The 24,018-nt window shown below is 52.1% G+C and carries 22 protein-coding genes; 16 read left to right on the forward strand and 6 right to left on the reverse strand.

Annotated features, from left to right (window positions below):
• The first annotated feature begins 57 nt into the window (after window positions 1-57).
• A complete protein-coding gene (gene gluQRS, locus LKE13_RS04910; RefSeq protein WP_227948686.1) occupies window positions 58-903 on the forward strand; it encodes a tRNA glutamyl-Q(34) synthetase GluQRS in 846 nt (281 codons plus the stop codon).
• 40 nt (window positions 904-943) lie between these two features.
• Here gluQRS and LKE13_RS04915 read toward each other — a convergent pair whose 3' ends face one another.
• A complete protein-coding gene (locus LKE13_RS04915; RefSeq protein ID WP_227948688.1) occupies window positions 944-2,956 on the reverse strand; it encodes a protein meaA in 2,013 nt (670 codons plus the stop codon).
• A gap of 267 nt (window positions 2,957-3,223) precedes the next feature.
• Between LKE13_RS04915 and ccrA the strand changes: the two genes are divergently transcribed.
• Together ccrA and LKE13_RS04925 are read left to right on the forward strand one after the other, a co-directional pair.
• A complete protein-coding gene (gene ccrA, locus LKE13_RS04920; protein ID WP_227948690.1) occupies window positions 3,224-4,528 on the forward strand; it encodes a crotonyl-CoA carboxylase/reductase in 1,305 nt (434 codons plus the stop codon).
• 37 nt (window positions 4,529-4,565) lie between these two features.
• Window positions 4,566-6,254: an acyl-CoA dehydrogenase family protein gene (locus LKE13_RS04925; protein ID WP_415776500.1), complete on the forward strand. Its 1,689-nt coding sequence runs from the start codon at window positions 4,566-4,568 to the stop codon at window positions 6,252-6,254.
• 68 nt (window positions 6,255-6,322) lie between these two features.
• On the opposite strand, the gene LKE13_RS04930 is transcribed toward LKE13_RS04925, so the two are convergent.
• The 3 genes from LKE13_RS04930 to LKE13_RS04940 are packed head-to-tail and all read right to left on the reverse strand — an operon-like array spanning window position 6,323 to window position 8,569.
• The gene (locus LKE13_RS04930; protein ID WP_227948695.1) at window positions 6,323-7,153 is read right to left on the reverse strand and encodes a YihY family inner membrane protein; all 831 of its coding nucleotides are present in this window, start codon (window positions 7,151-7,153) and stop codon (window positions 6,323-6,325) included.
• Window positions 7,154-7,175: 22 nt separating this feature from the next.
• Window positions 7,176-7,370 (reverse strand): 2-hydroxymuconate tautomerase, encoded by a 195-nt coding sequence (locus tag LKE13_RS04935; protein ID WP_227948698.1) that lies wholly within the window; start codon window positions 7,368-7,370, stop codon window positions 7,176-7,178.
• A 20-nt stretch (window positions 7,371-7,390) separates the two neighbouring features.
• A complete protein-coding gene (locus tag LKE13_RS04940) occupies window positions 7,391-8,569 on the reverse strand; it encodes an NAD(P)/FAD-dependent oxidoreductase (RefSeq protein WP_227948700.1) in 1,179 nt (392 codons plus the stop codon).
• Window positions 8,570-8,644: 75 nt separating this feature from the next.
• Here LKE13_RS04940 and LKE13_RS04945 point away from each other — a divergent pair, with 75 nt between their 5' ends.
• The 5 genes from LKE13_RS04945 (at window position 8,645) to LKE13_RS04965 (ending at window position 12,251) form a co-directional block, all read left to right on the forward strand.
• On the forward strand, window positions 8,645-8,839 hold the full coding sequence (locus LKE13_RS04945; RefSeq protein WP_227948703.1) for a twin transmembrane helix small protein: 195 nt from the start codon (window positions 8,645-8,647) through the stop codon (window positions 8,837-8,839).
• A 22-nt stretch (window positions 8,840-8,861) separates the two neighbouring features.
• A complete protein-coding gene (locus LKE13_RS04950) occupies window positions 8,862-9,425 on the forward strand; it encodes a cob(I)yrinic acid a,c-diamide adenosyltransferase (protein ID WP_227948705.1) in 564 nt (187 codons plus the stop codon).
• 210 nt (window positions 9,426-9,635) lie between these two features.
• A complete protein-coding gene (locus LKE13_RS04955; RefSeq protein WP_227948707.1) occupies window positions 9,636-10,385 on the forward strand; it encodes an electron transfer flavoprotein subunit beta/FixA family protein in 750 nt (249 codons plus the stop codon).
• Window positions 10,385-11,314 (forward strand): electron transfer flavoprotein subunit alpha/FixB family protein, encoded by a 930-nt coding sequence (locus tag LKE13_RS04960; RefSeq protein ID WP_227948715.1) that lies wholly within the window; start codon window positions 10,385-10,387, stop codon window positions 11,312-11,314. Before LKE13_RS04955 ends, LKE13_RS04960 begins: the two co-directional genes overlap by 1 nt.
• A 64-nt stretch (window positions 11,315-11,378) precedes the next feature.
• Entirely contained in the window at window positions 11,379-12,251 is an 873-nt protein-coding gene (locus LKE13_RS04965; protein ID WP_227948717.1) for a 3-hydroxybutyryl-CoA dehydrogenase, read from the forward strand.
• Between the two features lie 78 nt (window positions 12,252-12,329).
• On the opposite strand, the gene LKE13_RS04970 is transcribed toward LKE13_RS04965, so the two are convergent.
• Complete coding sequence (locus LKE13_RS04970; protein ID WP_227948719.1) at window positions 12,330-13,514, reverse strand: acetyl-CoA C-acyltransferase; 1,185 nt, start codon at window positions 13,512-13,514, stop codon at window positions 12,330-12,332.
• 161 nt (window positions 13,515-13,675) lie between these two features.
• The gene (gene arsC, locus LKE13_RS04975) at window positions 13,676-14,023 is read right to left on the reverse strand and encodes an arsenate reductase (glutaredoxin) (protein ID WP_227948722.1); all 348 of its coding nucleotides are present in this window, start codon (window positions 14,021-14,023) and stop codon (window positions 13,676-13,678) included.
• A gap of 150 nt (window positions 14,024-14,173) precedes the next feature.
• On the opposite strand from arsC, the gene LKE13_RS04980 reads away from it, so the two are divergent.
• From LKE13_RS04980 to LKE13_RS05015, 8 genes are all read left to right on the forward strand, one after another.
• Window positions 14,174-15,013, forward strand: coding sequence for an ABC transporter permease (locus LKE13_RS04980; protein WP_227948724.1), 840 nt, complete (start codon window positions 14,174-14,176; stop codon window positions 15,011-15,013).
• Between the two features lie 116 nt (window positions 15,014-15,129).
• Window positions 15,130-16,305, forward strand: coding sequence for an aspartate aminotransferase family protein (locus tag LKE13_RS04985; RefSeq protein ID WP_227948726.1), 1,176 nt, complete (start codon window positions 15,130-15,132; stop codon window positions 16,303-16,305).
• Window positions 16,298-17,224, forward strand: a complete 927-nt coding sequence (gene argF, locus LKE13_RS04990) for an ornithine carbamoyltransferase (protein WP_227948729.1) — start codon at window positions 16,298-16,300, stop codon at window positions 17,222-17,224. The genes LKE13_RS04985 and argF overlap by 8 nt, the downstream gene beginning before the upstream one ends.
• Window positions 17,225-17,253: 29 nt before the next feature.
• Window positions 17,254-18,159, forward strand: a complete 906-nt coding sequence (locus LKE13_RS04995) for an Hsp33 family molecular chaperone HslO (RefSeq protein ID WP_227948731.1) — start codon at window positions 17,254-17,256, stop codon at window positions 18,157-18,159.
• 99 nt (window positions 18,160-18,258) lie between these two features.
• Window positions 18,259-18,852, forward strand: coding sequence for a hypothetical protein (locus LKE13_RS05000; RefSeq protein WP_227948733.1), 594 nt, complete (start codon window positions 18,259-18,261; stop codon window positions 18,850-18,852).
• A 119-nt stretch (window positions 18,853-18,971) separates the two neighbouring features.
• On the forward strand, window positions 18,972-19,643 hold the full coding sequence (locus LKE13_RS05005; RefSeq protein WP_227948735.1) for a CerR family C-terminal domain-containing protein: 672 nt from the start codon (window positions 18,972-18,974) through the stop codon (window positions 19,641-19,643).
• A gap of 5 nt (window positions 19,644-19,648) precedes the next feature.
• The gene (locus tag LKE13_RS05010; protein WP_227948737.1) at window positions 19,649-20,890 is read left to right on the forward strand and encodes an efflux RND transporter periplasmic adaptor subunit; all 1,242 of its coding nucleotides are present in this window, start codon (window positions 19,649-19,651) and stop codon (window positions 20,888-20,890) included.
• Window positions 20,890-24,015, forward strand: a complete 3,126-nt coding sequence (locus LKE13_RS05015; protein WP_227948739.1) for an efflux RND transporter permease subunit — start codon at window positions 20,890-20,892, stop codon at window positions 24,013-24,015. The genes LKE13_RS05010 and LKE13_RS05015 overlap by 1 nt, the downstream gene beginning before the upstream one ends.
• Window positions 24,016-24,018 lie beyond the last annotated feature (3 nt).

A 24,018-nucleotide genomic window follows, 5' to 3' on the forward strand; every position in this document is an offset into this window, starting at 1 on the left:
GATAAAATTTTACGCGTATTAGAGATTTATTTTCGGAATCACTCCCTTGTTAACTATATGGTAACTATAACGCGTTTTGCGCCGAGCCCAACCGGTTTTCTCCATCTTGGACATGTTTATTCCGCTTCTCTTGCCTGGAAGGCGGCGCGAGAGAGCGGGGGACGATTCCTTCTCCGCATGGAAGATATTGACCAGAACCGAAGTCGCCCGGAATTTGAAGATGCGATCTATGAAGATCTCTCATGGTTAGGCCTTGATTGGGATCCGCCAGTCCGCCGCCAGAGCGAACATTTTGAGGATTATGCGGTGCTCCTGGAAAAGCTGAGTGATCGTGGCCTGATTTACCCCTGCTTTTGCACCCGAAAGGAAATCGCAGCCGAAATCAATCGTAGTAATTCAGCGCCGCATGGGCCGGAAGGGCCCCAGTATCCGGGGACTTGCCGCGTGTTGGCGGAAGACGAACGGCAGGCGCGCTTCGCCCGTGGTGACGCTTATGCGCTGCGGCTAAATATGGTTAATGCGATTGCGGAAGTGGGGTTATCGACGCTGCGGTTTCAAGAAATGGGCAAGGGCTTCATCCAGTGCGACCCGGTACCATTTGGAGATGTCGTTCTTGCCCGGAAGGATACCCCGACCAGCTATCATTTGGCGGTGACATTTGACGATGCAATTCAGGGTGTTAACCATATAATACGGGGTCAGGACCTGTTCCCGTCAACACATATTCATAGGTTGTTGCAGGCCCTGCTCGACCTGCCAACGCCGACCTATTTTCATCATGGATTGATCTCGGATACGAAGGGGCGTCGCCTGTCAAAACGTGATAAGGATGCAACAATCAAATCTTTACGAGAATATGGTTACCAGCCGGAAGAGGTGCGGAAAATGGTCGATTATGGTTAATTTTCGGCGCTTTTCCGCGAATCTCCCGCTAATGCATTGATCAGGCGACATCCTCATATTTCATGATCATGTCGACCATGTCGATGACGATACCAGCCATATCAAAATCCTTTGGCGTATAGATCGCACTTACGCCCGCTTTTTTAAGCTTGTCTATATCTTCTGGTGGGATGATCCCGCCAACTACGACAGGAATGTCATTCATACCGGCGGCCTGTAGCTTCTCACAAACTTCGGTCGCGAGTGGGACGTGAGATCCGGACAGAATGGAAAGGCCGACAAGATCGACCGTGCCGTTCCGGGCAGCGGTGACAATCTGGTCCGGCGTTAGGCGGATGCCCTCATAGACTACGTTCATTCCGCTGTCGCGAGCTGCCACGGCAATTTGCTCCGCGCCGTTCGAATGGCCATCCAGACCGGGTTTTCCGACCAGAACCTTGAGCGGTCGCCCAAGTGCTGCCGCCGCCGCTGCGACTTTCTCGCGCGCCGGTTCCAGAATATCGTTTTCGGCGTTGGAAACTGCAGAACCGACACCTGTCGGTGCACGATACTCCCCATATACGTGACGGAGTGCTTCGGACCATTCGCCTGTGGTAACGCCAGCCTTGGCGGCGGCGATGGAGGGGGGCATGATATTCTGCCCTTCCCTTGCCGCTTTCGATAAGGCGTCGAGTGCTTTTGCCACGGCGGTCTCGTCCCGATCCGTGCGCCAGGCCTGCAATCGCTCAATCTGCTCTGCCTCTGCGGCTGGATCGACGGTCATGATTCCGCCATCAGCTTCCTGCGTGAGTGGAGAGGGGGCGGACTCGGTGAATTTGTTCACGCCAATGACAGGTAAGTCACCGGTAATTACCGACTGGACGCGGTTCGTGTTGGAATTCACCAGGCTTTCCTTCAGGTAGCCCGTATCGACGGCGGCAACGGCGCCACCCATCTCCTCGATAAGCTTCAACTCCGCGCGCGCGGCGATCTTCAATTCCTCAACCTTACGATCAATCTCAGTCGATCCCTCAAATATATCGCCAAACTCCAGCAAATCGGTCTCGAAAGCCACAATCTGCTGCAAACGCAAGGACCATTGCTGATCCCAAGGACGGGGCAGACCGAGCGCTTCATTCCAAGCGGGAAGCTGAACGGCACGCGCCCGCGCATTCTTCGAAAGGACCACGGCCAGCATTTCAAGGAGAATGCGATAAACGTTATTCTCCGGCTGCTGTTCTGTCAGACCGAGCGAATTTACCTGTACGCCATAGCGGAATCGACGGAACTTCTCATCCTCAACACCATAGCGGTCGCGCAGAATTTCGTCCCAAAGATCGACGAAAGCGCGCATCTTGCACATTTCAGTAATAAAACGGATGCCGGCGTTGACGAAAAAGCTGATTCTTCCCGTGGCAGCAGGGAAATCCTCTGCGCTGATCTGCCCGCCTTCTTTCACTGCATCTAGGACCGAGATAGCGGTGGCGAGTGCAAAGGATAGTTCCTGCACCGGAGTGGCGCCCGCTTCCTGCAGATGATAGGAACAGACGTTGGTTGGGTTCCACTTCGGCATTTTCTGATAGGTGTAGCTTACCACATCGGTAATCAGCTTCATGCTCGGTTTGGGTGGAAAGATATAGGTTCCGCGGGAAAGATACTCCTTGATAATGTCATTTTGAACAGTGCCCTGCAGGGCGGACACGTCCGCGCCCTGTTCCTCGGCAACCGCGACATAAAGTGCCAGAAGCCAGGCAGAGGTCGCATTGATCGTCATCGATGTGTTCATTTTTTCAAGTGGAATATCATCAAACAGGGTGCGCATATCCCCGAGATGGCAGATGGGTACACCCACCTTGCCAACTTCTCCCCGGGCCAGGACGTGATCCGAATCATAACCGGTTTGGGTTGGCAGATCGAAGGCGACTGACAAACCAGTCTGGCCACGTGCGAGATTTGTTTTATAAAGCTCGTTCGACGCACTTGCGGAAGAATGGCCGGAATAGGTGCGGAACAACCACGGGCGATCTTTCTTCGGTGTGCCGGATTTTACGGCGTCCGTCTTGTCTTGTGCCATAATTATCTTTCGTATTTATAGTCTTATAAGTTCGGTTGTTACGTGTTTTTAATGTCGCACGTAATAACATAACTTTGTGTTGCAGCGCAAAAAAAACTTGTTATCTGGACAAAGGTCAGTAATCTTCTCATAAACCGGGCTAATGTAAAGGTCTCCGTTTCGTTTTTTGATGCAATGCGATATATGAAGGCGGATAAGGAATTTGCAATTTCTAAAGACTAACGCCCTATACAGTAGACTACACACAAAATACGAGGGATGTTTTTGATGTCAAATACGCAAGCTTCTGCGCAGTCTGAAGCAGGAAATGAAACGCCGGCAGGTGAGATTAAGGATCTCTACGAAGTAGGAGAGATTCCCCCGCTCGGCCATGTCCCCTCCAAGATGTATGCTTGGGCGATCCGCCGGGAACGTCACGGGGAGCCTGAAAAAGCTATGCAGGTGGAAGTCGTGGAAACGCCGGAACTGGATAGCCATGACGTGCTGATTCTGGTTATGGCGGCCGGCGTCAACTATAACGGTGTCTGGGCAGCCCTTGGTGAGCCTATTTCCCCGTTCGATTATCATAAGCAGCCCTACCATATTGCGGGATCGGATGCCTCCGGCGTCGTCTATGCGGTCGGCAACAAGGTGAAGCGCTTCAAGATTGGTGATGAAGTCGTTGTTCATTGTAACCAGGATGATGGGGATGATGAGGAATGTAATGGCGGCGATCCCATGTTTTCGCCGAGCCAGCGCATCTGGGGCTATGAAACGCCAGATGGTTCCTTCGCCCAGTTCGCCCGCGTGCAGGACCGCCAGTTGATGCCGCGCCCGAAACATCTGACCTGGGAAGAAAGCGCCTGTTACACGCTGACCCTCGCGACTGCTTATCGCATGCTGTTCGGTCATCGGCCGCATATCCTGCGTCCTGGCCATAATGTTCTGATCTGGGGGGCGTCAGGCGGTCTCGGTTCCATGGCGATCCAGATTTGTGCTGCCGCGGGTGCTAACGCCATTGGCGTTATCTCCGATGAAAGCAAGCGCGACTTTGTGATGTCGCTCGGCGCGAAAGGCGTTCTTAACCGCAAGGACTTTGATTGCTGGGGCCAGCTGCCGACAGTGAACGGTGAAGGCTTCGGCGATTATATGAAGAAAACACGCGAATTCGGCAAGGCCATATGGGAAATTACCGGTAAAGGTAATGACGTTGACTTCGTGTTTGAACATCCCGGAGAGCAGACTTTTCCGGTTTCCTGTAACGTGGTCAAGCGGGGCGGTATGGTCGTTTTCTGTGCGGGCACGACGGGCTTTAATCTGACAATGGATGCCCGCTTTGTCTGGATGCGCCAGAAACGTATCCAGGGTAGTCATTTTGCCAATCTGAAGCAGGCTTCGCAGGCAAATAACCTGGTTGTAGAGCGGCGTATTGATCCCTGTATGTCAGAGGTTTTCTCCTGGGATGATATCCCGCGCGCGCATACAAAAATGATGAATAATAAGCATAAACCGGGCAATATGGCTGTGTTGGTTTCGTCGAAGTATCCGGGTCTGAGAACGATCGAGGATGCGATTGAAGCCGGTAACGAGTAAGCGCAAGCCGTAATCAAAAGGAAAAATAATAATGACAATGTCTGAAATGACTGAAACGTCCGGCACAATCTTGTTGGACGGGCTGGATGGCCTATGCGAATCAGCGCTTGGCGCGGCTGAATCTTTCAAGCAGCAGGCGATCATGGCCGTCGCGGATATGACCCGCGGCAGCAATGGCCGGATCAGCGCGGAGCTGGTTGAGGCCAATCAATACGCTACCCACGGCCTTGCCTGGCTCGCAACCTACGTGGAGGCTTTGCGCGAAACCCTGAATTGGTCACGCCATCTTGCATCGGAAGGTAAATATGGAGAGTTGGAACAGCTCACCCTGCAGGCGGGCTTCGGCGAGTATCTAAGCCAGATCACCGGCGGTATTCCCATGTCTCTCGGGGAAATTATTCGCCCGCAGGACCTAGGTCTGGATGACGCCGCGATCGCAAAATTCAAGACGGCAGACGTCTTGACGCTTCTTGAATCGGGTTATAGCGCGGCGGTTAAGGAAAGAATTGCTGAACTGATAGCCGACGGAATGGACACTGGTCATTTCGGCGATCCGGGACTGGATGAAACCTTCTCGATGATTCGGGATCAATTCCGCCGTTTCGCCAATGAAGAGGTGATGCCCTATGCCCATGAGTGGCATTTGAAGGACGAGTTGATCCCGATGCCAGTGGTCGAGAAAATGTCGGAACTTGGTGTTTTTGGCCTGACTGTGCCAGAAAAATATGACGGCCTTGGTCTTGGCAAGATGTCCATGTGTGTCGTGTCAGAAGAACTCTCCCGTGGATATATCGGAGTGGGATCGCTAGGAACACGCTCTGAAATTGCGGCAGAGCTAATCCTGACAGGCGGTACCGACGCGCAGAAGGAAAAATGGCTTTCCCCGATTGCAACAGGCGAAATACTGCCGACGGCTGTCTTCACGGAACCCAACACTGGCTCCGACCTTGCGTCTTTGAAAACCCGCGCTGTGAAGGACGGTGATGTATATAAAGTCACAGGCAACAAGACATGGATCACCCATGCGGCGCGTGCGGATGTCATGACCATGCTGGTGCGCACCAATCCTGATGAGCCGGGCTATAAAGGTCTTTCCATGTTCCTCGCGGAAAAGCCTCACATGACCGAGGAGGAGGATTTCCCGGCCGATGGTATGACTGGTGGAGAGATCGAGGTTCTCGGCTATCGCGGGATGAAGGAATATGAGCTTGGTTTCGATAACTTCGAGATCAAGGCGGAAAATTTGCTCGGCGAAGAAGAGGGTAACGGTTTCAAGCAGTTGATGCAGACATTCGAAAGTGCCCGTATTCAGACAGCGGCCCGTGCCCTCGGTGTGGCGCAGAACGCCATGGAACTTGGACTTCGTTATTCGTTGGACCGCGTTCAGTTTGCTCGCCCCATCATCAAATTCCCGCGTGTTGCCGGTAAGCTTGCCTGGATGGCTGTGGAAATCATGATGGCGCGTCAGCTCACATATGCGTCTGCCCGTGCGAAAGACGAAGGCCGACGTTGTGACCTTGAGGCGGGTATGGCTAAATTGCTTGGTGCCCGCGTTGCCTGGAGCACGGCGGATAACGCCCTGCAAATCCACGGCGGCAACGGCTTTGCCCTCGAATACCCGATAAGCCGGGTTCTCTGTGATGCGCGTATTCTAAACATCTTTGAAGGTGCCGGTGAAATACAGGCGCAGGTCATTGCCCGCCGTCTGCTAGAAGGCGCGAATTAAAAAGTTTAGCCGGAAGCGGTCTGTTTAGGGCGCTTCCGGTAGTTCCTTTTTCGTTGAGGCTCGCCAGTCTACCGTTTTTCCATATCAGCAGTGAATTCAAAGCCGAGGACGGCGGCAATGGTCGCGCCGAACAGAACAATCCCCCAACTGACATAAAGCCAGATCAGAAAGAGCGGAATGGCCGCCATAGCGCCATAAACGACCTCATAGGACGGGAAGAATTCCAGATAAAGCTTGAACATAAATTTTCCAAAAAGGAAAAGCGCGGTTGCAATTCCGGCACCGATGAAGGCATGGCGCCATTTCACATCGCAAGCCGGTACGATGCGATACAGGACAAATAGTATGATGAAGGGGAGCAACATGGGCATGACTTCGCTGAGTAGGGAATAGGCTCCTTTCACCTCAAATCCCGTTGCTTCCTCGCTGATATCGATCACCCAGTTTATGAGCGTCAGGCTGGAGCCGACCGCAATGGGCCCAATCAGCGTTATCAATATATAGGTCATCAGCCGTTTAAACGGATTGCGTGTTGCCGCTACCTGCCAGATCTGACTGAATATTTCCTCGATACTGGACATCAGCATAAGTGCGGTAATCGCGATACCCGCAAGACCGAAATAAGTCAGTTGGCTCGCATTGACAGCAAAGTCATTGAGTACGGCATCGACCGTTGATATTTTTGAAGGCAGCAGATTATTGAACAAAAGCGTTGTCAGCTTGACCTTCAGGTGCGTGAATGCCGGGATCGCGGTGAAGAGGGCAAAGACTACAGCTGCCAGCGGCACGATTGCGAGCAGAGTTTGATAACTCAGGGCCGTCGCCATGCGCAGGCAATGCTGATCCTTGAAATGGTGCCAGATGCGGATTAGCAGCGCGACAATGAAAATATTCTGCACCTCGTCTCCTCAGTCGGTTGATCTAGTCTGGGAATTTAGTGACTGCGAGTTCTCCGCCAATGCTCCAATCTTCCTTGGAAACATCATTGATCACCACATGGACACTTGCCTCACTGCAACCCGTGATTCGAGCCATTTCTGTGGTCATTGATTTGACCAGCTTCTGTTTGGTCTCCCGATCCCGTCCTTCAAACATTTCAATTCTGATAATCGGCATTCTTTGTCCTATTGATTTAGTTAAACGATATTATGCTCTGATATAGCCTCTCCTGTCACCAGCCTAGAGAAGGAGAAGCGATTTAGATCGAGGCTGCGGTATTCTCCGAATGTGATTAACTCGGCGATGGCACGTCCAACGGCGGGTGATTGTTGCAGCCCATGGCCGGAGAAACCATTGGCGAAATAGAAGTTGGTGACGTCGGGATGCGATCCCAGAATGGCATTTTGGTCTAGAATGTTATAGGCGTAGTGTCCGGCCCACGCGTTTTCGAGCTTGATGGCCTCGAAGGCGGGAACACGATGTGCCAGAACCGGCCAGATATGTTCCTCGAACCATCCGTAATCAACATTGAAATCTGTGCAATCGGGATCATTCTCCGGCCCGGGCGAACAGCCCGCTAGAAATTGATGCCCTTCGGGGCGAAAATGCACGCCGCTTGGATCAATGATCAAAGGACAGCCGGTAATTTCCGTTCGACAGCTGAAGCTATAGGCAAATCTCTTCCGGGATCGAACAGGTAGATCAATGCCCGCCCATTTGGCGACTATCGCCGCGGCCGGGCCCGCCGCGTCAACAATATAACCTCCAGGAATGCGTGTGCCATCTGCAAGAAGAACGGCGGATACCTTGTTTCTGTCACCGTCAAGTCCCACAACCTCCTTCGCCATATAAGAGGCCCCGAGGGAAATTGCTTTCTTCCGGAACGCCTGATTAAGACTGTAGGCATCGAGCCAGCCTTCCCCGGAAAGGCCCAAGGATCCCCCGGCGAGATCAGTGACATTCATCCAGGGAAACCCCCTTGCAAGATCATCTGCGTCCAGCAGGCCGACATTGACGCCAAGCCCTCGTTGGATGGCATTATTGCTGTACAGGCGTGGAATATGACGATCTTCCGCCAGAAAGAGATAGCCCTGTTCATGGTAGCTGACGTCAACCGGGGTATCATCTACTCCAAGTAAACTTGATATCTGCCCCAGGAATTCTTGCGTGTACTGAGACATCTGGATATTTTCCGGCGTTGAAAACTGTTGCCGGACACCTCCCCAGGAGCGGGCGGTGGAGCCAAATTCATAACTTGGATCTTTTTCGATAACGGTGACAGTGCCGGAAAACCCCGGCGTGGCCTTAAGGAAGTATGCAATGGCGGAGCCGATGACTCCACCGCCGACAATCACAACATCTCGGGTTGCTTCCATTAGAGTTCCTGTCCATATAAGGTGTAACGATGTAGTTTTGACTGCTGCATTTCTATATGACAGATCGGACCGTTCATGATCAATTATTTCATTCTCGCCGCCGTTGTCGCAACAGCTCTGGTTCTGTTATTCGGCGTGCTGACTTTCGCCCGGGGGGGCGAGTTCAATCGCCGCTATGGGAATAAACTGATGCGTTTGCGCATCCTGATGCAGGCAATAGCTGTTGTCCTCATGTTGATCGGGTTTTGGATCGTGAATACTGGTAGTTAAACGTATAAGGCGAAGGCAGCACATGGTAAAACTGACCAAAATCTATACGCGTGGCGGAGATAAGGGAAAAACCTCGCTGGGCGATGGTGCCCGGGTGAGCAAGACAGATCCAAGGGTCGAGGCCTATGGTGATGTAGATGAAACCAATGCCGTGATTGGCCTCGTCCGGCTTCATGTGTCTGGGGAAGCGGATGAGATGCTCGCGCGTATCCAGAACGATCTCTTCGATCTTGGGGCTGATCTTTGTACGCCTGAACAGGAAAATCCGAAATATCCTCCCCTCCGGATTGCACTGGAACAGGTTGAACGGCTGGAAAAGGAAATTGATCGCCTCAATGCAGAACTTTCACCGCTCAACTCTTTTATTCTACCGGGCGGATCGACTGCTTCTGCAAATTTGCACTTGGCGCGGACAGTCTGCCGGCGGGCGGAACGGCGGATGATCTCTTTTGGCGATTCGAACATCCTCAATCCTGTTGCCATCGCCTACATCAATCGACTGTCTGATTTTCTGTTTGTTCTGGGCCGTTACCTCAATAACAAGGGGGTGGAGGACGTTCTGTGGGTGCCGGGCGCAAATAGGTGACCTTTTCTGGTAAATTTTGGCCGGAAATAGACATCTTTCAACTGTGCTAAAATGTCCTGCTTCGGCGAATTGACAGATAGTCATTAGCTATTTATTGTGCACTGCCGAATAAGAGTAGAAACAACGTATCTAATAACCTGAAATTCATACCGTCGGAATACGGGCTTTCGTCGGATGTGAAAAAACTATGACCCTGGAGTAGACCGATCCATGAAAGTTCTCGTCGCTGTTAAACGTGTCGTGGACTACAACGTTAAGATCCGTGTTAAAGCGGACAAGACTGGTGTAGACCTCGCAAATGTCAAAATGTCCATGAACCCCTTCGATGAAATCGCTGTAGAGGAAGGGCTTCGCCTGCGCGAAGCTGGTGTCGCAACGGAAGTTGTCGCCTTGTCCGTTGGCCCACAAGCCGCCCAAGAAACCCTGCGGACTGCGCTTGCGATGGGTGCCGACCGGGGCATTCTTGTCAAAACCGATGAAATGGTGGAACCGCTTGGCGTTGCGAAACTGATGAAGGCCGTGGCAGAAGAAGAAAAGCCGGACCTTATTATTGTTGGTAAGCAGGCGATTGATGATGACTCCAACCAGACAGGCCAGATGCTGGCTGCTCTTCTGGGTTGGTCGCAAGGTACATTTGCCTCCAAGGTCAGCCTTGAAGACGGCACGGCGAAAGTCACCCGCGAAGTTGACGGTGGTCTGCAGACGATTGATCTGAAAATGCCGGTTGTGGTGACAACGGACCTTCGCCTGAACGAGCCCCGCTATGCGTCCCTGCCGAACATCATGAAAGCGAAGAAAAAGCCGATTGATGAAAAAACACCGGAAGATCTTGGCGTTGATATCGCGCCACGTCTGACGACGTTGAAAGTGGAAGAACCGGCGAAACGTGAAGCTGGCGTAATGGTAGAATCTGTCGCGGAGCTGGTCGACAAGTTGAAAAATGAAGCGGGGGTTATCTAATGACTGTTCTTGTTCTTGCTGATCATGACAATGAAGCGTTGGGTGCCGCAACTTTAAACGCAGTTACTGCCGCAACCAAGTTGGGTGGCGATGTTCATGTGCTGGTCGCCGGAAATGGCTGCGCGGCTGTTGCAGACGAAGCGGCGAAAGTCGCTGGTGTCGCCAAAGTCCTGCTGGTTGAAGATGCTCTGTATGCGAACGCCTTGGCCGAGAATATGGCTGCTTTGATCGTTTCGCTCGCGGATGGATATGATGGCATTCTTGCTGCTGCGACGACGTCGGGTAAAAACATTCTCCCACGCGTTGCGGCACTTCTCGACGTTGCACAGATTTCAGAAATTGTTGAGGTTGTCTCTCCGGATACCTTCGTTCGTCCGATCTATGCCGGTAACGCCATGGCAACAGTGCAGTCTGGCGACGCCAAGAAGGTGATTACAGTTCGTTCGACCAATTTCCCGGCAGCGGAAGCAACAGGCGGTTCCGCCTCTGTTGAAGCGGCTAGTGCCGCCGCAGATAGCGGACTGTCGACTTTTGTTAGTGATGAACTCTCTGAATCGGAGCGCCCGGAGCTTACATCGGCGAAGATCGTTATTTCCGGTGGTCGCGGTATGCAGTCCGGCGATAACTTCCACCTTCTGGAGAAGGTGGCCGATAAGCTTGGTGCCGCAGTCGGCGCAAGTCGCGCCGCTGTTGATGCAGGCTTTGTTCCCAATGACTATCAGGTTGGACAGACCGGTAAGGTCGTTGCGCCGCAGCTTTATATTGCTGTTGGTATTTCCGGCGCTATTCAGCATCTTGCCGGCATGAAGGACAGCAAGGTGATTGTGGCGATTAACAAGGATGAGGAGGCACCGATTTTCCAGGTTGCCGACTACGGACTTGTCGCGGATCTGTTCAAGGCCTTGCCAGAGCTCGATGAAGCTCTGTAGTGGCGCAAATGAGTCAGGATTTCGGCGTAATGATCACGCTCACCTCTATGCTTGGAATTAGGCAATGATAAATAAAGTAAGTGTGATTGGCGCCGGTCAGATGGGCAATGGTATTGCCCATGTCCTGGCGGTCGCTGGTATTGATGTGTTTCTTAAGGATATTTCCAAGGAACAGCTTGATAAGGCTCTAAAAACGATTGAGCGCAATCTGAGGCGTCAGGTCGGTCGGGGTGCGCTCTCTGAGGGCGATATCACGAAAGCCTTAAGCCATATCCAGACGGTGACTGATGATGATCATTTATCCGAAGTGGATCTGGTGATCGAAGCGGCGACTGAGAATGAGGAAATCAAGAAGAAGATTTTGGCCGCTCTCTGTCCGCGACTTAAACCTGAAGCGATAATTGCCACCAATACCTCTTCCATTTCTGTGACTCGTCTTGCGGCGATTACGGATAGGCCGGAGAAATTCATCGGCATGCATTTCATGAATCCGGTGCCGGTGATGCAGCTTGTCGAGCTGATCCGAGGTATTGCGACGAATGAGGAAACATTCGAGACGATCAAGGAACTTACCATCCGCTTGGATAAGACGCCAACTCCGGCGGAAGATTTCCCGGCTTTTATCGTCAATCGAATTCTTCTGCCTATGATTAATGAGGCGGTGTATACGCTCTATGAAGGCGTCGGTTCGGTTCGGGCGATTGATACAGCAATGCGTCTTGGTGCCAACCATCCGATGGGGCCGCTCCAGCTTGCCGATTTTATTGGTCTGGATGTATGTCTGGCAATCATGCAGGTGCTCTATGAGGGCCTCGCGGATACCAAGTACCGGCCCTGTCCGCTTTTGGTTAAGTATGTCGAAGCGGGTTGGCTTGGTCGGAAATCCGGCCGTGGCTTTTATGATTACACCGGGGATGAACCGATCCCCACGCGCTAGGCTAAACGCTGCATATCAAATAAAAAGCCCCGGAAATCTAGTTAGACTTCCGGGGCTTTCTTGATTGTAGAGCTGGGCCTAATTGACTTCGAAAAGTCCCGCTGCACCCATGCCGCCGCCAATGCACATCGTCACAACGACATATTTCGCACCGCGACGCTTGCCTTCGATCAGCGCGTGGCCCGTCAGGCGTGCACCGGACATGCCGAATGGATGACCAATGGAGATGGCGCCGCCATCAACGTTAAGCAAATCATTCGGAATGCCGAGTTTATCGCGGCAGTAGAGTACTTGTACGGCGAAAGCTTCGTTCAGTTCCCAAAGACCGATATCGTCCATCTTGAGGCCATTGCGTTCCAGCAGTTTCGGGATCGCAAATACCGGACCGATGCCCATTTCATCAGGCTCACAGCCAGCGACAACAAGGCCGCGATAGATGCCAAGGGGTTCAATGTTCCGCTGTTCAGCAAGTTTGCTATCCATAACAACACAGGCAGACGCCCCGTCCGACAGCTGGCTCGCGTTACCTGCCGTGATGAAGCAATCCTCACCCAGAACCGGTTTAAGGCTGGCAAGCCCTTCCAGAGTTGTGCTGGCCCGATTGCCTTCATCCTGCATAAGGGTGACTTCTTCTTCCAAGGTTTCCCCGGTTTCCTTGTTCACCATTACTTTGGTCGTGGTCATCGGAACGATTTCCTTGTCGAACCGGCCCGCTTCCTGAGCTGCAGCTGTCCGCATCTGGCTTTGATAGCTGTATTCGTCCATTGCCTCGCGGGAGATGCCATAGCGCGTTGCTACTGTTTCTGCGGTTTTCAGCATGGGATCATAAATGGCGGGTTTATTTTCCAATAGCCATTCATTTTGCGCGTGATACCGGTTCATATGTTCATTCACGACAAGGCTGATGCTGTCCATCCCGCCGGCGGCCATGACCGGGACTTTATCAACGATAACCCGCTGCGCCGCCATGGAGATCGTCTGCAGGCCAGAAGAGCAAAAACGGTTGACCGTGGTGCCCGATGTCGTAATGGGCAGGCCTGCCCTGAGTAGGGCCTGCCGGGCAATGTTGCCACCGGTCGCGCCTTCTGGGTTTGCGACACCGAAAATAACATCTTCAACTTCTGCCGGGTCTACTCCAGCACGTTCAACCGCGTGCTTGATAACATGACCACCCAGATCAGCACCATGGGTGTTGTTGAAAGCACCGCGATAGGCTTTGCCTATTGGAGTTCGGGCGGTGGATACGATAACGGCGTCTGCCATAAGATTTCTCCTCAATATTATTTTTTATACGCCCGGCATATCAGACTGAGACGGGAATTGCCGCTAATTCTATATACAGAGTTTCCTGATGGAAAGGCTGAATCTGCACCGGGTTGTGATGGCGGCGAAATTTCGACGAAATAGCGGAGGCTTATTCTGACTTACACTATTTCAAGAACCGATTCTGGCGGCCGGCCAATGCGTGCCTTGCCATTGGCAAATACAATGGGGCGCTCAATCAATTTCGGATGATCAACCATGGCCTGAAGGAGAGCGTCATCGCTGAGTGATGGATCTCCAAGGTTATTGTCCTTATAGTCTGCCTCCCCTTTTCGCATAAGATCGCGGGGCTTCATATCCAGCTGTTTCAGGATTTCCACAAGACGTTCTTTTGTTGGAGGGGAGGAGAGATATTCGACTACTACAGGCTTAATATCGTTCTCCTGCAAGAGCGCGAGGGTTTGTCTGGATTTGCTGCAGCGCGGGTTATGGAAGATCTCGACAGACATTATTTTTATTCTCCGGAATAGATAGTGGTTCTTATATTCACCTACCTATGTAGCGCAGCGGTGATCTGGATGCTAGCCGCTGAATGACAGGAAAGCCGGTTTCGCAATTGAGTGCTTGCTTGCGCGCGGTCAATTGCATATTTAAGCCCCATGACTTCTTACACGACAACCCATAGTAACCTGCAGAAGCCGGGCGTTCTGACTCGGATCGGCTCCATGATCGGCCTTGTGAATTGGCTCGGATTCATCACCTTGCTTTGGAAGGAGGTGCGCCGGTTTTTGAAAGTACCGCTGCAAACCGTGCTGGCACCAATGATGACAACAATCCTGTTTCTGGCGATCTTTACTCTCGCCTTTGGCGGCAGCGAGCGCTATGTGGGAGAGGTTTCCTACGCGAATTTTCTGGCGCCTGGCCTGATCATGATGGCGGTTATTCAGAACTCATTTGCCAATACCTCTTCTTCCATTCTGATATCCAAAATTCAGGGAAATATCGTCGATATTCTGATGCCGCCTCTCTCGGCCGCGGAATTAACGCTGGCGTATGTTCTGTCGGGCCTCGCCCGGGGTCTGACGGTGGCCTTGGTTGTCGGGATTGTCATGTGGTTACTTATCGATATTTCGATTCATTCCTGGGCGGCAGTAATCTACTACGTCATCGGTGCGGGCCTGATGCTGTCTTTGCTGGGAATGATCGCGGGGATCGTGTCTGAAAAATTCGATCATATGGCCGCAATGACAAACTTTGTTATCATGCCGTTGTCATTTCTATCTGGTACTTTCTATTCGATCGACCGACTTACTGGTGTCTGGTACCAGATCAGCCATCTGAATCCGTTTTTCTATATGATTGATGGGTTTCGATATGGCTTTATCGGGACCTCAGACAGCAGTCTTTGGGTCGGTGCCGTGTCGATCGCGGCGCTGGACATTTTGCTCTATATTGCCGTCTGGGCGCTCATAAAAAGCGGATATCGCCTGAAAGCCTGAAAATATTGTCTCTGGCACAAGAGTTTGATTGACAGAAACCGGTCTCCTGTCAATACTTCCGCGCTTTCTGACAGCGGAAATTGGCCGTATGTCCCGTCACTTCGTGGAGAAAGCATATGATTCCTGCTTTGTTATCAAATTATGCTCCTGCTGATCTTTCCTTTGAAAAAGGGGAAGGCATGTATCTCTATGGGAATGACGGACGACGATACCTCGATTTCGCGGCTGGCATAGCAGTGAGTGCCCTGGGGCATGCCCATCCGAAGTTGGTCGCAGCTTTGACGGATCAGGCGTCCAAGGTGTGGCATGTCTCCAATATGTTCCGTATTCCGGGGCAGGAAGAGCTCGCCGAGAAACTCGTCAATGCGACATTTGCTGATGCCGTTTATTTCTGTAATTCAGGGGCCGAAGCAAACGAATGCGGTCTCAAGATGGTGCGAAAATATTTCAGTGCCAATGGTCATCCGGAAAAATACCGGGTCATTGCTTTTGAAAACTCCTTTCACGGGCGTACCCTCGCGACCATTGCGGCAGCGGGTCAACAAAAACTTTTGGATGGTTTTGGCCCGGCGGTTAAAGGCTTTGATCATGTCCCAGTTGGGGATATTGAGAAGGTGAAGGCGGCGATCACTAATGAGACGGCAGCGATTCTGATTGAGCCAGTACTTGGTGAAGGCGGAATTCAGGTCGTTGAAGCAGAGTTCATGCGTGCACTACGAGAACTTTGCGACGAACATGGCCTGCTGTTGATGCTCGACGAGATTCAAACCGGTATGGGCCGGACGGGCAAGCTGTTCGCTCATGAGCATGCGGGAATCACCCCGGATATCCTGACGTCCGCGAAAGCGCTTGGTGGCGGATTTCCTGTCGGCGCTTGCCTTGCGGTTGAGAAGGTTGCCAAAGCCATGACGGTCGGCAGCCATGGTTCTACCTACGGCGGAAATCCTCTTGCCATGGCCGTGGCGGGTGCCGTCGTCGATGTGATAACGGAGGAAGGTTTTCTCGATCATGTGAGCCAGATGGGCAATCACCTCAAGCAGGGACTTGCCGGTGTTGTTGATCGCCATCCCGATATACTTGAGGAAATACGCGGCATAGGTCTGCATATTGGCCTGAAATGCAAAGTTGAGAACACCAAGGTCGGCGACAAATTGTTGGAACTTGGCGTTTTAACAGCGAAGGGGGGCGATAATGTGGTTCGTCTGCTACCGCCGTTGGTCATAGAAGATACACAGATATCAGAATTTATAGGTCTTCTGGATGAAGCCTGCACGGAGCTTGAAAATGGCTAAGCCACAACATTTTCTGGATTTGAACGAGTTATCGAAGGCCGAAGTACGGCACATTATTGATGACGGGATTGCGCTTAAGCAAGAGCGTGCCGGCCTGCCGAAAGGTACGGAGGACAAGGAAACTCCGCTTGCGGGGCTGACACTTGCGGCAATTTTCGAGTTTCCCTCAACCCGGACCCGCGTTTCCTTTGATATGGCGATGCGGCAGCTCGGCGGCCATACCATCGTCCTGAACGGCAATGACATGCAGCTTGGCCGCGGAGAGACAATCGCCGATACCGCGCGCGTGTTGTCGCGCTATGTCGATGCAATTATGCTTCGGACAGATGAACATTCCAAGCTGCTTGAGCTTGCGGAATATGCGACTGTGCCGGTTATAAACGGCCTGACAAACGGGAGCCACCCCTGTCAGTTGATGGCTGATGTCATGACCTTCGAAGAAGCGCGCGGGCCGATCAAGGACAAGATCGTTACCTGGTGCGGAGATGGTAATAACATGGTCACATCCTGGATTCATGCGGCTGGATTGTTTGATTTCGAATTTCGTATCGCTTGTCCGGAAGAATTATCACCAGACCCGAAAGCACTCGCCTGGGCTAAGGAAATTGGTGCAAATGTCCATGTCACTCGTGATGCGGCGGAAGCGGCAGCGAATGCGCATTGCATTGTCGCGGACACTTGGGTGTCTATGGGGGATGATGTTGCCAATCGTCATAACCTGCTGATGCCTTATCAGGTGGATGACGCATTGATGGCACGTGCGGCGGCTGATGCTGTCTTTATGCACTGCCTGCCTGCTCATCGCGGAGAGGAGGCAACGGCCGACGTCATGGATGGCCCGCAGTCGGTGATTTTTGATGAGGCCGAAAACCGCCTGCATGCTCAAAAAGCTGTCCTACGCTGGTGCCTCGGCACCTGATACTCCTTTAATTTGGTGAGAAAAGACTGATGGCCCAAGACGGTCAAAAAATAATTACTGATGATCTTATCCAGCCTTTCCAGATGGCCAAGGCCGGGGTACGCGGTCGGATCGTGCGAATGGGAAGTATCGTCGATTCGATCCTGAACCGGCACGGTTATCCTGACGCGGTGGCCCAGTTTTTGGGGGAGGGGATTGTGCTTGCCGCGATGCTGGGAGGTGCGCTCAAGTTTGACGGTATATTTACGGTTCAGACCAAGGGGGATGGCGCGATTTCCATGATTGCCTCGGATATGACGACGCCGGGAAATATGCGTGGTTACGCATCCTTCGATCAGGAAAAACTTGATCTCATAACTTCCTCTGCTGTGGCGATGAATGTGGAAAACTACTTGGGCAAGGGCTATGCGGCCTTTACCATCGATGCAGGCGAAGAGCATAAAAGATATCAGGGCATTGTTGATCTGGAAGGGGAGAGCCTCGCCGACTGTATGGAGAATTATTTCGATAAGTCGGAACAGATCGACACGCTCTTGCGCGTAGCGGTTACCAAGGTTGATGGGAAATGGCGTGCTGGCGGCCTGATGATCCAGCGGTTGCCGGATGAAAACGCAACGGAATTCAATCAGGACCAGGAAGAGGAAAACTGGCGCAATGCACAAGCCCTTGCGGGCACAATTACGCCCGAAGAACTGACAAGCTCACGTCTTAAATCGGCTGAATTGCTCTACAAGTTGTTCCATGAAGATGGGGTTTGGCTTTATGATCCTCAGGAACTCGCCGATCAATGCAGCTGTAGTGCTGAGCGGGTGATGAATACTCTTAAAACCTTCGCTGGGGCGGATCTAGAGGACATGGCAGATGATGGTGTGATCACCGCGGATTGCCAGTTTTGCTCCAGTAAATACGAAGTTCGAGTTGAGGATATCAGCTAGCGGCAGAATACGCGGCCAACCCGAAACAGAGGGTTGAATTTCGTCCAAGGACCGTAATAGAGTGGGGCCGGTTCAATCCTTCGCAAAGGTGAGAGTAACATGGCAGGCCTCCGTCGTTTTCTGACAACCCTATCCCTTCTCATGACAACCGCACTTCTGGGGTGCGTGGATGCGCCGCCAAACCCGGTATATCCCGAAATAACCTTTCAGCATTTAAATCCGTTGTATTTGAATGTTGGTGAGATCAAGATTGTCGACGAATTTACGCCGCCGCTCAAGCATCCGCACGTAGAGCATGAATTGCCTGTCTCCATTGATCAATCGGTGCGTAACTGGGTGCGGGACCGTCTGCGGACAACTGGGAACAGCGGTGCGATAGCGACAATCACCATCAAGGACGCAAGTGCCGTTGAAAAGGGCTTGGATAAGGATACCGGTCTGAAAGGGCTGATAACAAAGGATCAGTCGGAGCTTTACGTCTTTCATGTTCTGGTGGAGCTTAAAATCACCGAGATTTCGGGTTCTTCCGCCTTTGTAACGGCGGAGGCGACCCGGTCGAAATCTGTACCGGAAGGGATTACGCTCAATCAGCGGGAAAAAACCTATTTCACACAGGTAGAGGCGCTGATGCAGGCGTTTGATAAGGAAATGGAAAAGAATATCCGGACCTTCATGGGGGGATATCTGCGCTAAGGCGCAAATTGTTCTGCCTTTGACGCTCAGCTGATTCAATATATCTCCGTCGGATATCCTTGTGCTTTCGCCTAATTTGGCTTAGCTTTGCGAACAGTTCAAACGATTGACCTAAATTGATGCCTGAAACAAAACAAACAGCTTCCGACCGGATGATAGAAGCCGCGGGCCGACTCTTTTCTGAACGGCCGTTCGATGCGGTTTCGACGCGGGAAATAGCTTCAGCTGCGGGGGTTAACCTTTCCGCCATTTCCTATCATTTCCAGAATAAGGATGGGCTTTATCGCGCAATCTTCAAAAAGATTATACTGGATTTGAAACCTGTTCGGGTCGGGCTTGCAATCTTGTTGGAAAACCAACTGACGGCAGCCCGTGATGACCGAAAAGCCTATGCCGATTTTATCTCCGCGTTTGTTTCCCGCGTTGTTGATAGCGCGTTTTCACCGTCCACAAGATGGAAAATGCGCTTGCTCAAGCGGGAAACAGAAATGCCGACGGATTGCTTTCAACTGCTTATGGAGGGGCATGTCGATATCATCCATGACTTGTTGGGAATATTACTCGCCAAGATATCGGGGGAATCGCCGACGAGTGAGAAAATCAAGCTTGAAGCCAATGCAATTCTCTCGCTCTGCCTGCAATATGCACTCAATGAAGAACTTGTGAAGGCGCGGATGGGATGGTCGTCGATCGGATCGTCAGAAATTCAGAAAATTAAAAAAATAACGACGGAAATGGTATTGCGGTCCGTTAACCTAGGGGAATATTGCGGTCAGATAAAAGAAGGATAAAAAGCGTGAAGCTTCTGCTCAAGGTACTGTTGCCGCTTGTTATTTTGGGTGCGGGGATTGCGTTGACTACTTACCTCGTGGCGACAAAGCCAGTGATTGAGCCGGAGGCTGTGAAGGAACGCGTCTGGACTGTTGCAGCGATTCCTATCGAGTTTAAGGACCAGTCTGTTGACCTGAATCTATTCGGTTCCCTGAAGGCTGTGCGAGACGTCGAGTTAAGATCGCTGGTCGGAGGTGAGGTGATTGAGGTCAGCGATAATTTTCGTGAAGGGGCGCTTCTCAATAAGGGGGATTTGCTCGTTCGCGTTGATCCATTCGAGTTTGAGGCAAAGCTCAATGAGAACAAGGCTTCCCTGCTCGAAGCACAGGCGCGCCTTAATGAGCTGTTGGCGATGCAAAAGTCGGAAGTGACAGCACTGGAACGCGAACGTGAAGTGCTGGAACGGGAAATACGTAACGTCGAAAGATCGAATAGCCTCGCCAAAAGGGGCAACATCTCGGTAAAATCTCTGGATGATGCTAGATCGGCGCTTAGCCGTCAGCGTCAGACAGTTGAATTGCGCGAAGCGCAGCTTGATATCATTAAACCCCGCATTAGTCAGCAGCGCGCTGTCATTGACCGGCTTGAGGTGGGGGTCAGGCGAGCCGAACGTGACGTGTCGAATACTAGCCTCCGCGCGCCCTTTAGAGGCTATCTCACGGAAGTAAGTGCAGAATTTGGCAAGAATATCGGGGCGAGCGATAAAGTGGCGAGGCTGATTGATGCGGCCCAGATGGAAGCGCGTTTTTTACTCTCCGACAGCCAATTTGGCCTTCTTCTGGGCAGCAGCGCGGGCATCGTCGGCCGACCAGTCATTGTATCTTGGCAATCCGGAGAGAGCGAACTCGTCTTCAGCGGGCAGGTGGCCCGTCTCAGCCCGGAAATAAGTTCTGAGACTGGTGGGGTGGAGGTTTTTGCCGTTCTGGAGGCGAACGAATATACGCCGCTTCTCCGCCCAGGGGCCTTCGTCGAGGTGGTTTTGTCCGGAAATCGTTATTCCGATGTGGCCAAGCTTCCCGACAGCAGCATTTATGAGAACTCAAAAGTTTATGTTGTGATGGACGGACGATTAGAGCCACGCATGATCGAAATAGTGGCGCGAAATGGCGGCGAGATATTTGTCCGCGGAGATATTAAAGAGGGAGAGTTAGTTGTAACAAGCCGACTACCTGAGATCGGCCCTAATCTGAAAGTGGATGTCCGCTGATGGATCTTAGCCGCCTCGTTAAGATATTTGTCCGTCACAAGAATGCTGCCAATCTGCTGATGATCATGATGATTGTCATCGGGGTGGCGTCCATCTATCGGCTCAACACGCAGTTTTTTCCGGACTTTGGAACCGAGGTGATCACCACCAGCATTATCTGGCCGGGCGCAAGCGCGGAGGATGTCGACGGTAATATCACAACGGCGATTTTGCCGGAGGTTCGCTTTCTCAACGGGGTCAAGCGCGTTACCTCCTATTCCGTGGAGGGCAGCAGCGCAATTGTTGTGGAGTTTGAGCCCGAAACCGACATGCAGGCGGCCCTTTCCGATGTCGAACAGGGCGTTACGCAAATCACGACCTTCCCCGATACCATCGAAACGCCCATTATAAAGCGGGCTGTGATCTATGATCCCATAGCTCGCCTTTCGATCTCAGGGCCGTATTCAGAGGCGGCCCTCAAGCAGATTGGCAAGACAATGCGCGACGACCTGCTGGATCTCGGAATTGACAAGATTACTCTTTTCGGCGCACGGGATGAGGAAATCTGGGTTGATGTCGACAAGAGGGATTTGCGGCGGCTTAATCTCAGCCTTACCGATATTGCTGCGATCATTCGCGATAATTCCCAAGACGTGCCGCTTGGGACTGTTTCCGGCAGTTTTGAACGTCAATTGCGATCACTCGAACAGAAGACCAATGCGAAGTCTCTTGGAGAGTTAGAGATTAAGTCATTCGACGATGGGCAGAAAATTTACTTGCGCGATATAGCCAATGTTCGCGACCAGTTTGTCGAAAAAGGATCAACAGGATTGCACCATGGCCGCGCAGCGGTGGAAATCAGTATTCAGCGGGCCCAGTCGACGGATGCCTTGAAAGCGGCAAAGATAGTTTCTGATTATTTTGAGCAGGAAAAGGGGCGCTGGCCAGCTGAACTTGAGATCAAGCAGTATGATGTGCAGGCAGGCCTGATTGAAGATCGTATCCGGCTCTTGTTGTACAACGGGGCGAGTGGACTGGCTCTTGTCCTGATTATCTTGTTTATCTTCCTCAATGTTCGTGTCGCCTTTTGGGTGGCGGCTGGTATCCCGGTTGCGATTTTTGCGACTGCGGGTGTTATGCTTTTGACAGGGCAGTCGATAAACATGATCAGCCTGTTCGCGATTATCATGTCCCTTGGTATCATTGTTGATGATGCGATTGTTGTCGGCGAACACGCTTCATACCTGCGTTCGACCGGAATGTCTGCGGCTGAGGCTGCGGAGCGAGGGGCGCTTAGGATGTTGGCACCGGTTTTTGCCTCAAGCCTGACAACGATTGCCGCTTTTTTACCGATTTTCCTGATTGGGGATATCATTGGACAAATCATTCGTGCCATCCCGTCAGTCGTCGTAGCGGTATTGATCGCTAGCCTGATCGAATGCTTCTTAATATTGCCGGGACATATGCGGCATGCGCTCCGGTTTCAGGGAAATGGTGCCAGTCGGCTACGCCAGAGTTTCGATGAAAAATTTCGCTATTTCCAAACTCATCTGTTCAAGCGCCTGGTGGAACTCGCCGTGAGCTGGCGGTATGCGACGCTTGCCGCTGTCGTTGCCATGTTGATCATTTCTTTCGGCTTCTTTTTGGGGGGACGGATCGGATTTAATTTTTTCCCCTCTCCCGAAGCAAATGTGATTAATGCCAATGTAGTTTTTGCACCCGGCAGTGCGCGCGGTGATACGGAAACCATGGTCAAAGAGCTGGAGCGTGCACTCTATAAGGCCGAGAACGATCTGACGGATGGGGAGGGCGGCCTTATTATCATGGCGCTGGGTAAGATCGGCATTAGTACCGGTGATCAGTTCAGCTCTGTTTCTGGTGATAATCGCGGCGGCATGATGGTGGAGCTCATTTCCGCCGATCTTCGGAATGTTAGGACGGCGGATTTTGTCAAGGCATGGCGGAAAGAGATCATGGAAATGCCGGGCCTTCAACGGATTGCATTGACTGAGAGGATCGGCGGTCCGCCGGGCCGGGAACTGGATATCCGGTTAAAGGGGGACGATGTAAATACGTTGAAGGTTGCGGCAGAGGAGGTAAAAGCTCTTCTTAAGAAATTCCGGGGTGTTTCGGATATCGAGGATGATTTGCCGCATGGCAAGCAGGAGATAATTCTTGAGCTGACGCCGCGTGGCAGGGCACTAGGCTTCACGACAGAGACTATCGCGTCTCAGGTACGTGCCGGATTTGAAGGCGTCATCGCTCGAAAATTTGCCCGCGGGGATGAGGAAGTGACAATTAGGGTGCAGCTCCCGCGGGATCAGATCGCCATGGAAGCCTTGCGAGACTTTTACCTGAAAAGTGCCTCTGGGATTGAGGTCCCGCTATCCGCGGTCGTGACCGAACGGAATCAGGTTGGTTTCGCCCGGATCAAGCGCGAGGACGGCGTGCGTGAAGTATCCATTGCAGCGGAAGTGGATGAAAACTTGACGTCATCGGATCAGGTGCTGTCGGCTCTGCCGGAGGGCGGGCTTGAAGCGATTGCTTCGACATATGGTTTGACCTACCGTTTTGCTGGCAAATCAGAGGAACAGGCGGATACGATCGCAGATATGCAGTTTGGTGCCACAATCGGCCTCTCTGCGATTTACCTTATTCTGGCCTGGGTGTTTTCATCCTATTGGCGACCCATTGTTGTGATGTCGATCATTCCTTTTGGCTTGGTCGGGGCAATCTTTGGCCATTACCTACTTGGCTTTAATCTTACCATCCTTTCGATGATTGCGTTGTTGGGATTATCGGGGATATTGGTCAATAACTCTATAATTCTGGTTAGTGTGATTGATGAACGCCTTACCAAGGGGCAGGCATATGCGGAGGCGGTAGTCGACGGCACCTGCGATCGGTTACGGGCGGTCTTGCTCACGTCCCTCACGACAGTTGGCGGATTGACCCCGCTACTTTTTGAAACCAGTCTTCAGGCGCAATTCTTGATCCCGATGGCCATTACCTTGGTGTTCGGATTGTTGGCGGCGACGTTTTTGGTTCTTTTTCTGGTGCCAGCCTTGCTAGTCATTCAGGCAGATTTCGGCCGGGTGACGGGCTGGATAAAGGCGTTCTACTTTCCGAAAGCTCAGGCTGATTAACGA

The sequence above is a fragment of the Sneathiella sp. HT1-7 genome, from assembly GCF_020731145.1.
Classification (GTDB): domain Bacteria; phylum Pseudomonadota; class Alphaproteobacteria; order Sneathiellales; family Sneathiellaceae; genus Sneathiella.

Coding starts and splice junctions, on each gene's coding strand:
- gluQRS (WP_227948686.1), top strand. CDS start 58: ATGGTAACTATAACGCGTTTTGCGCCGAGCCCAACCGGTTTTCTCCAT.
- LKE13_RS04915 (WP_227948688.1), bottom strand. CDS start 2,956: ATGGCACAAGACAAGACGGACGCCGTAAAATCCGGCACACCGAAGAAA.
- ccrA (WP_227948690.1), top strand. CDS start 3,224: ATGTCAAATACGCAAGCTTCTGCGCAGTCTGAAGCAGGAAATGAAACG.
- LKE13_RS04925 (WP_415776500.1), top strand. CDS start 4,566: ATGTCTGAAATGACTGAAACGTCCGGCACAATCTTGTTGGACGGGCTG.
- LKE13_RS04935 (WP_227948698.1), bottom strand. CDS start 7,370: ATGCCGATTATCAGAATTGAAATGTTTGAAGGACGGGATCGGGAGACC.
- LKE13_RS04940 (WP_227948700.1), bottom strand. CDS start 8,569: ATGGAAGCAACCCGAGATGTTGTGATTGTCGGCGGTGGAGTCATCGGC.
- LKE13_RS04945 (WP_227948703.1), top strand. CDS start 8,645: ATGATCAATTATTTCATTCTCGCCGCCGTTGTCGCAACAGCTCTGGTT.
- LKE13_RS04950 (WP_227948705.1), top strand. CDS start 8,862: ATGGTAAAACTGACCAAAATCTATACGCGTGGCGGAGATAAGGGAAAA.
- LKE13_RS04955 (WP_227948707.1), top strand. CDS start 9,636: ATGAAAGTTCTCGTCGCTGTTAAACGTGTCGTGGACTACAACGTTAAG.
- LKE13_RS04960 (WP_227948715.1), top strand. CDS start 10,385: ATGACTGTTCTTGTTCTTGCTGATCATGACAATGAAGCGTTGGGTGCC.
- LKE13_RS04965 (WP_227948717.1), top strand. CDS start 11,379: ATGATAAATAAAGTAAGTGTGATTGGCGCCGGTCAGATGGGCAATGGT.
- LKE13_RS04970 (WP_227948719.1), bottom strand. CDS start 13,514: ATGGCAGACGCCGTTATCGTATCCACCGCCCGAACTCCAATAGGCAAA.
- arsC (WP_227948722.1), bottom strand. CDS start 14,023: ATGTCTGTCGAGATCTTCCATAACCCGCGCTGCAGCAAATCCAGACAA.
- LKE13_RS04980 (WP_227948724.1), top strand. CDS start 14,174: ATGACTTCTTACACGACAACCCATAGTAACCTGCAGAAGCCGGGCGTT.
- LKE13_RS04985 (WP_227948726.1), top strand. CDS start 15,130: ATGATTCCTGCTTTGTTATCAAATTATGCTCCTGCTGATCTTTCCTTT.
- argF (WP_227948729.1), top strand. CDS start 16,298: ATGGCTAAGCCACAACATTTTCTGGATTTGAACGAGTTATCGAAGGCC.
- LKE13_RS04995 (WP_227948731.1), top strand. CDS start 17,254: ATGGCCCAAGACGGTCAAAAAATAATTACTGATGATCTTATCCAGCCT.
- LKE13_RS05000 (WP_227948733.1), top strand. CDS start 18,259: ATGGCAGGCCTCCGTCGTTTTCTGACAACCCTATCCCTTCTCATGACA.
- LKE13_RS05005 (WP_227948735.1), top strand. CDS start 18,972: ATGCCTGAAACAAAACAAACAGCTTCCGACCGGATGATAGAAGCCGCG.
- LKE13_RS05015 (WP_227948739.1), top strand. CDS start 20,890: ATGGATCTTAGCCGCCTCGTTAAGATATTTGTCCGTCACAAGAATGCT.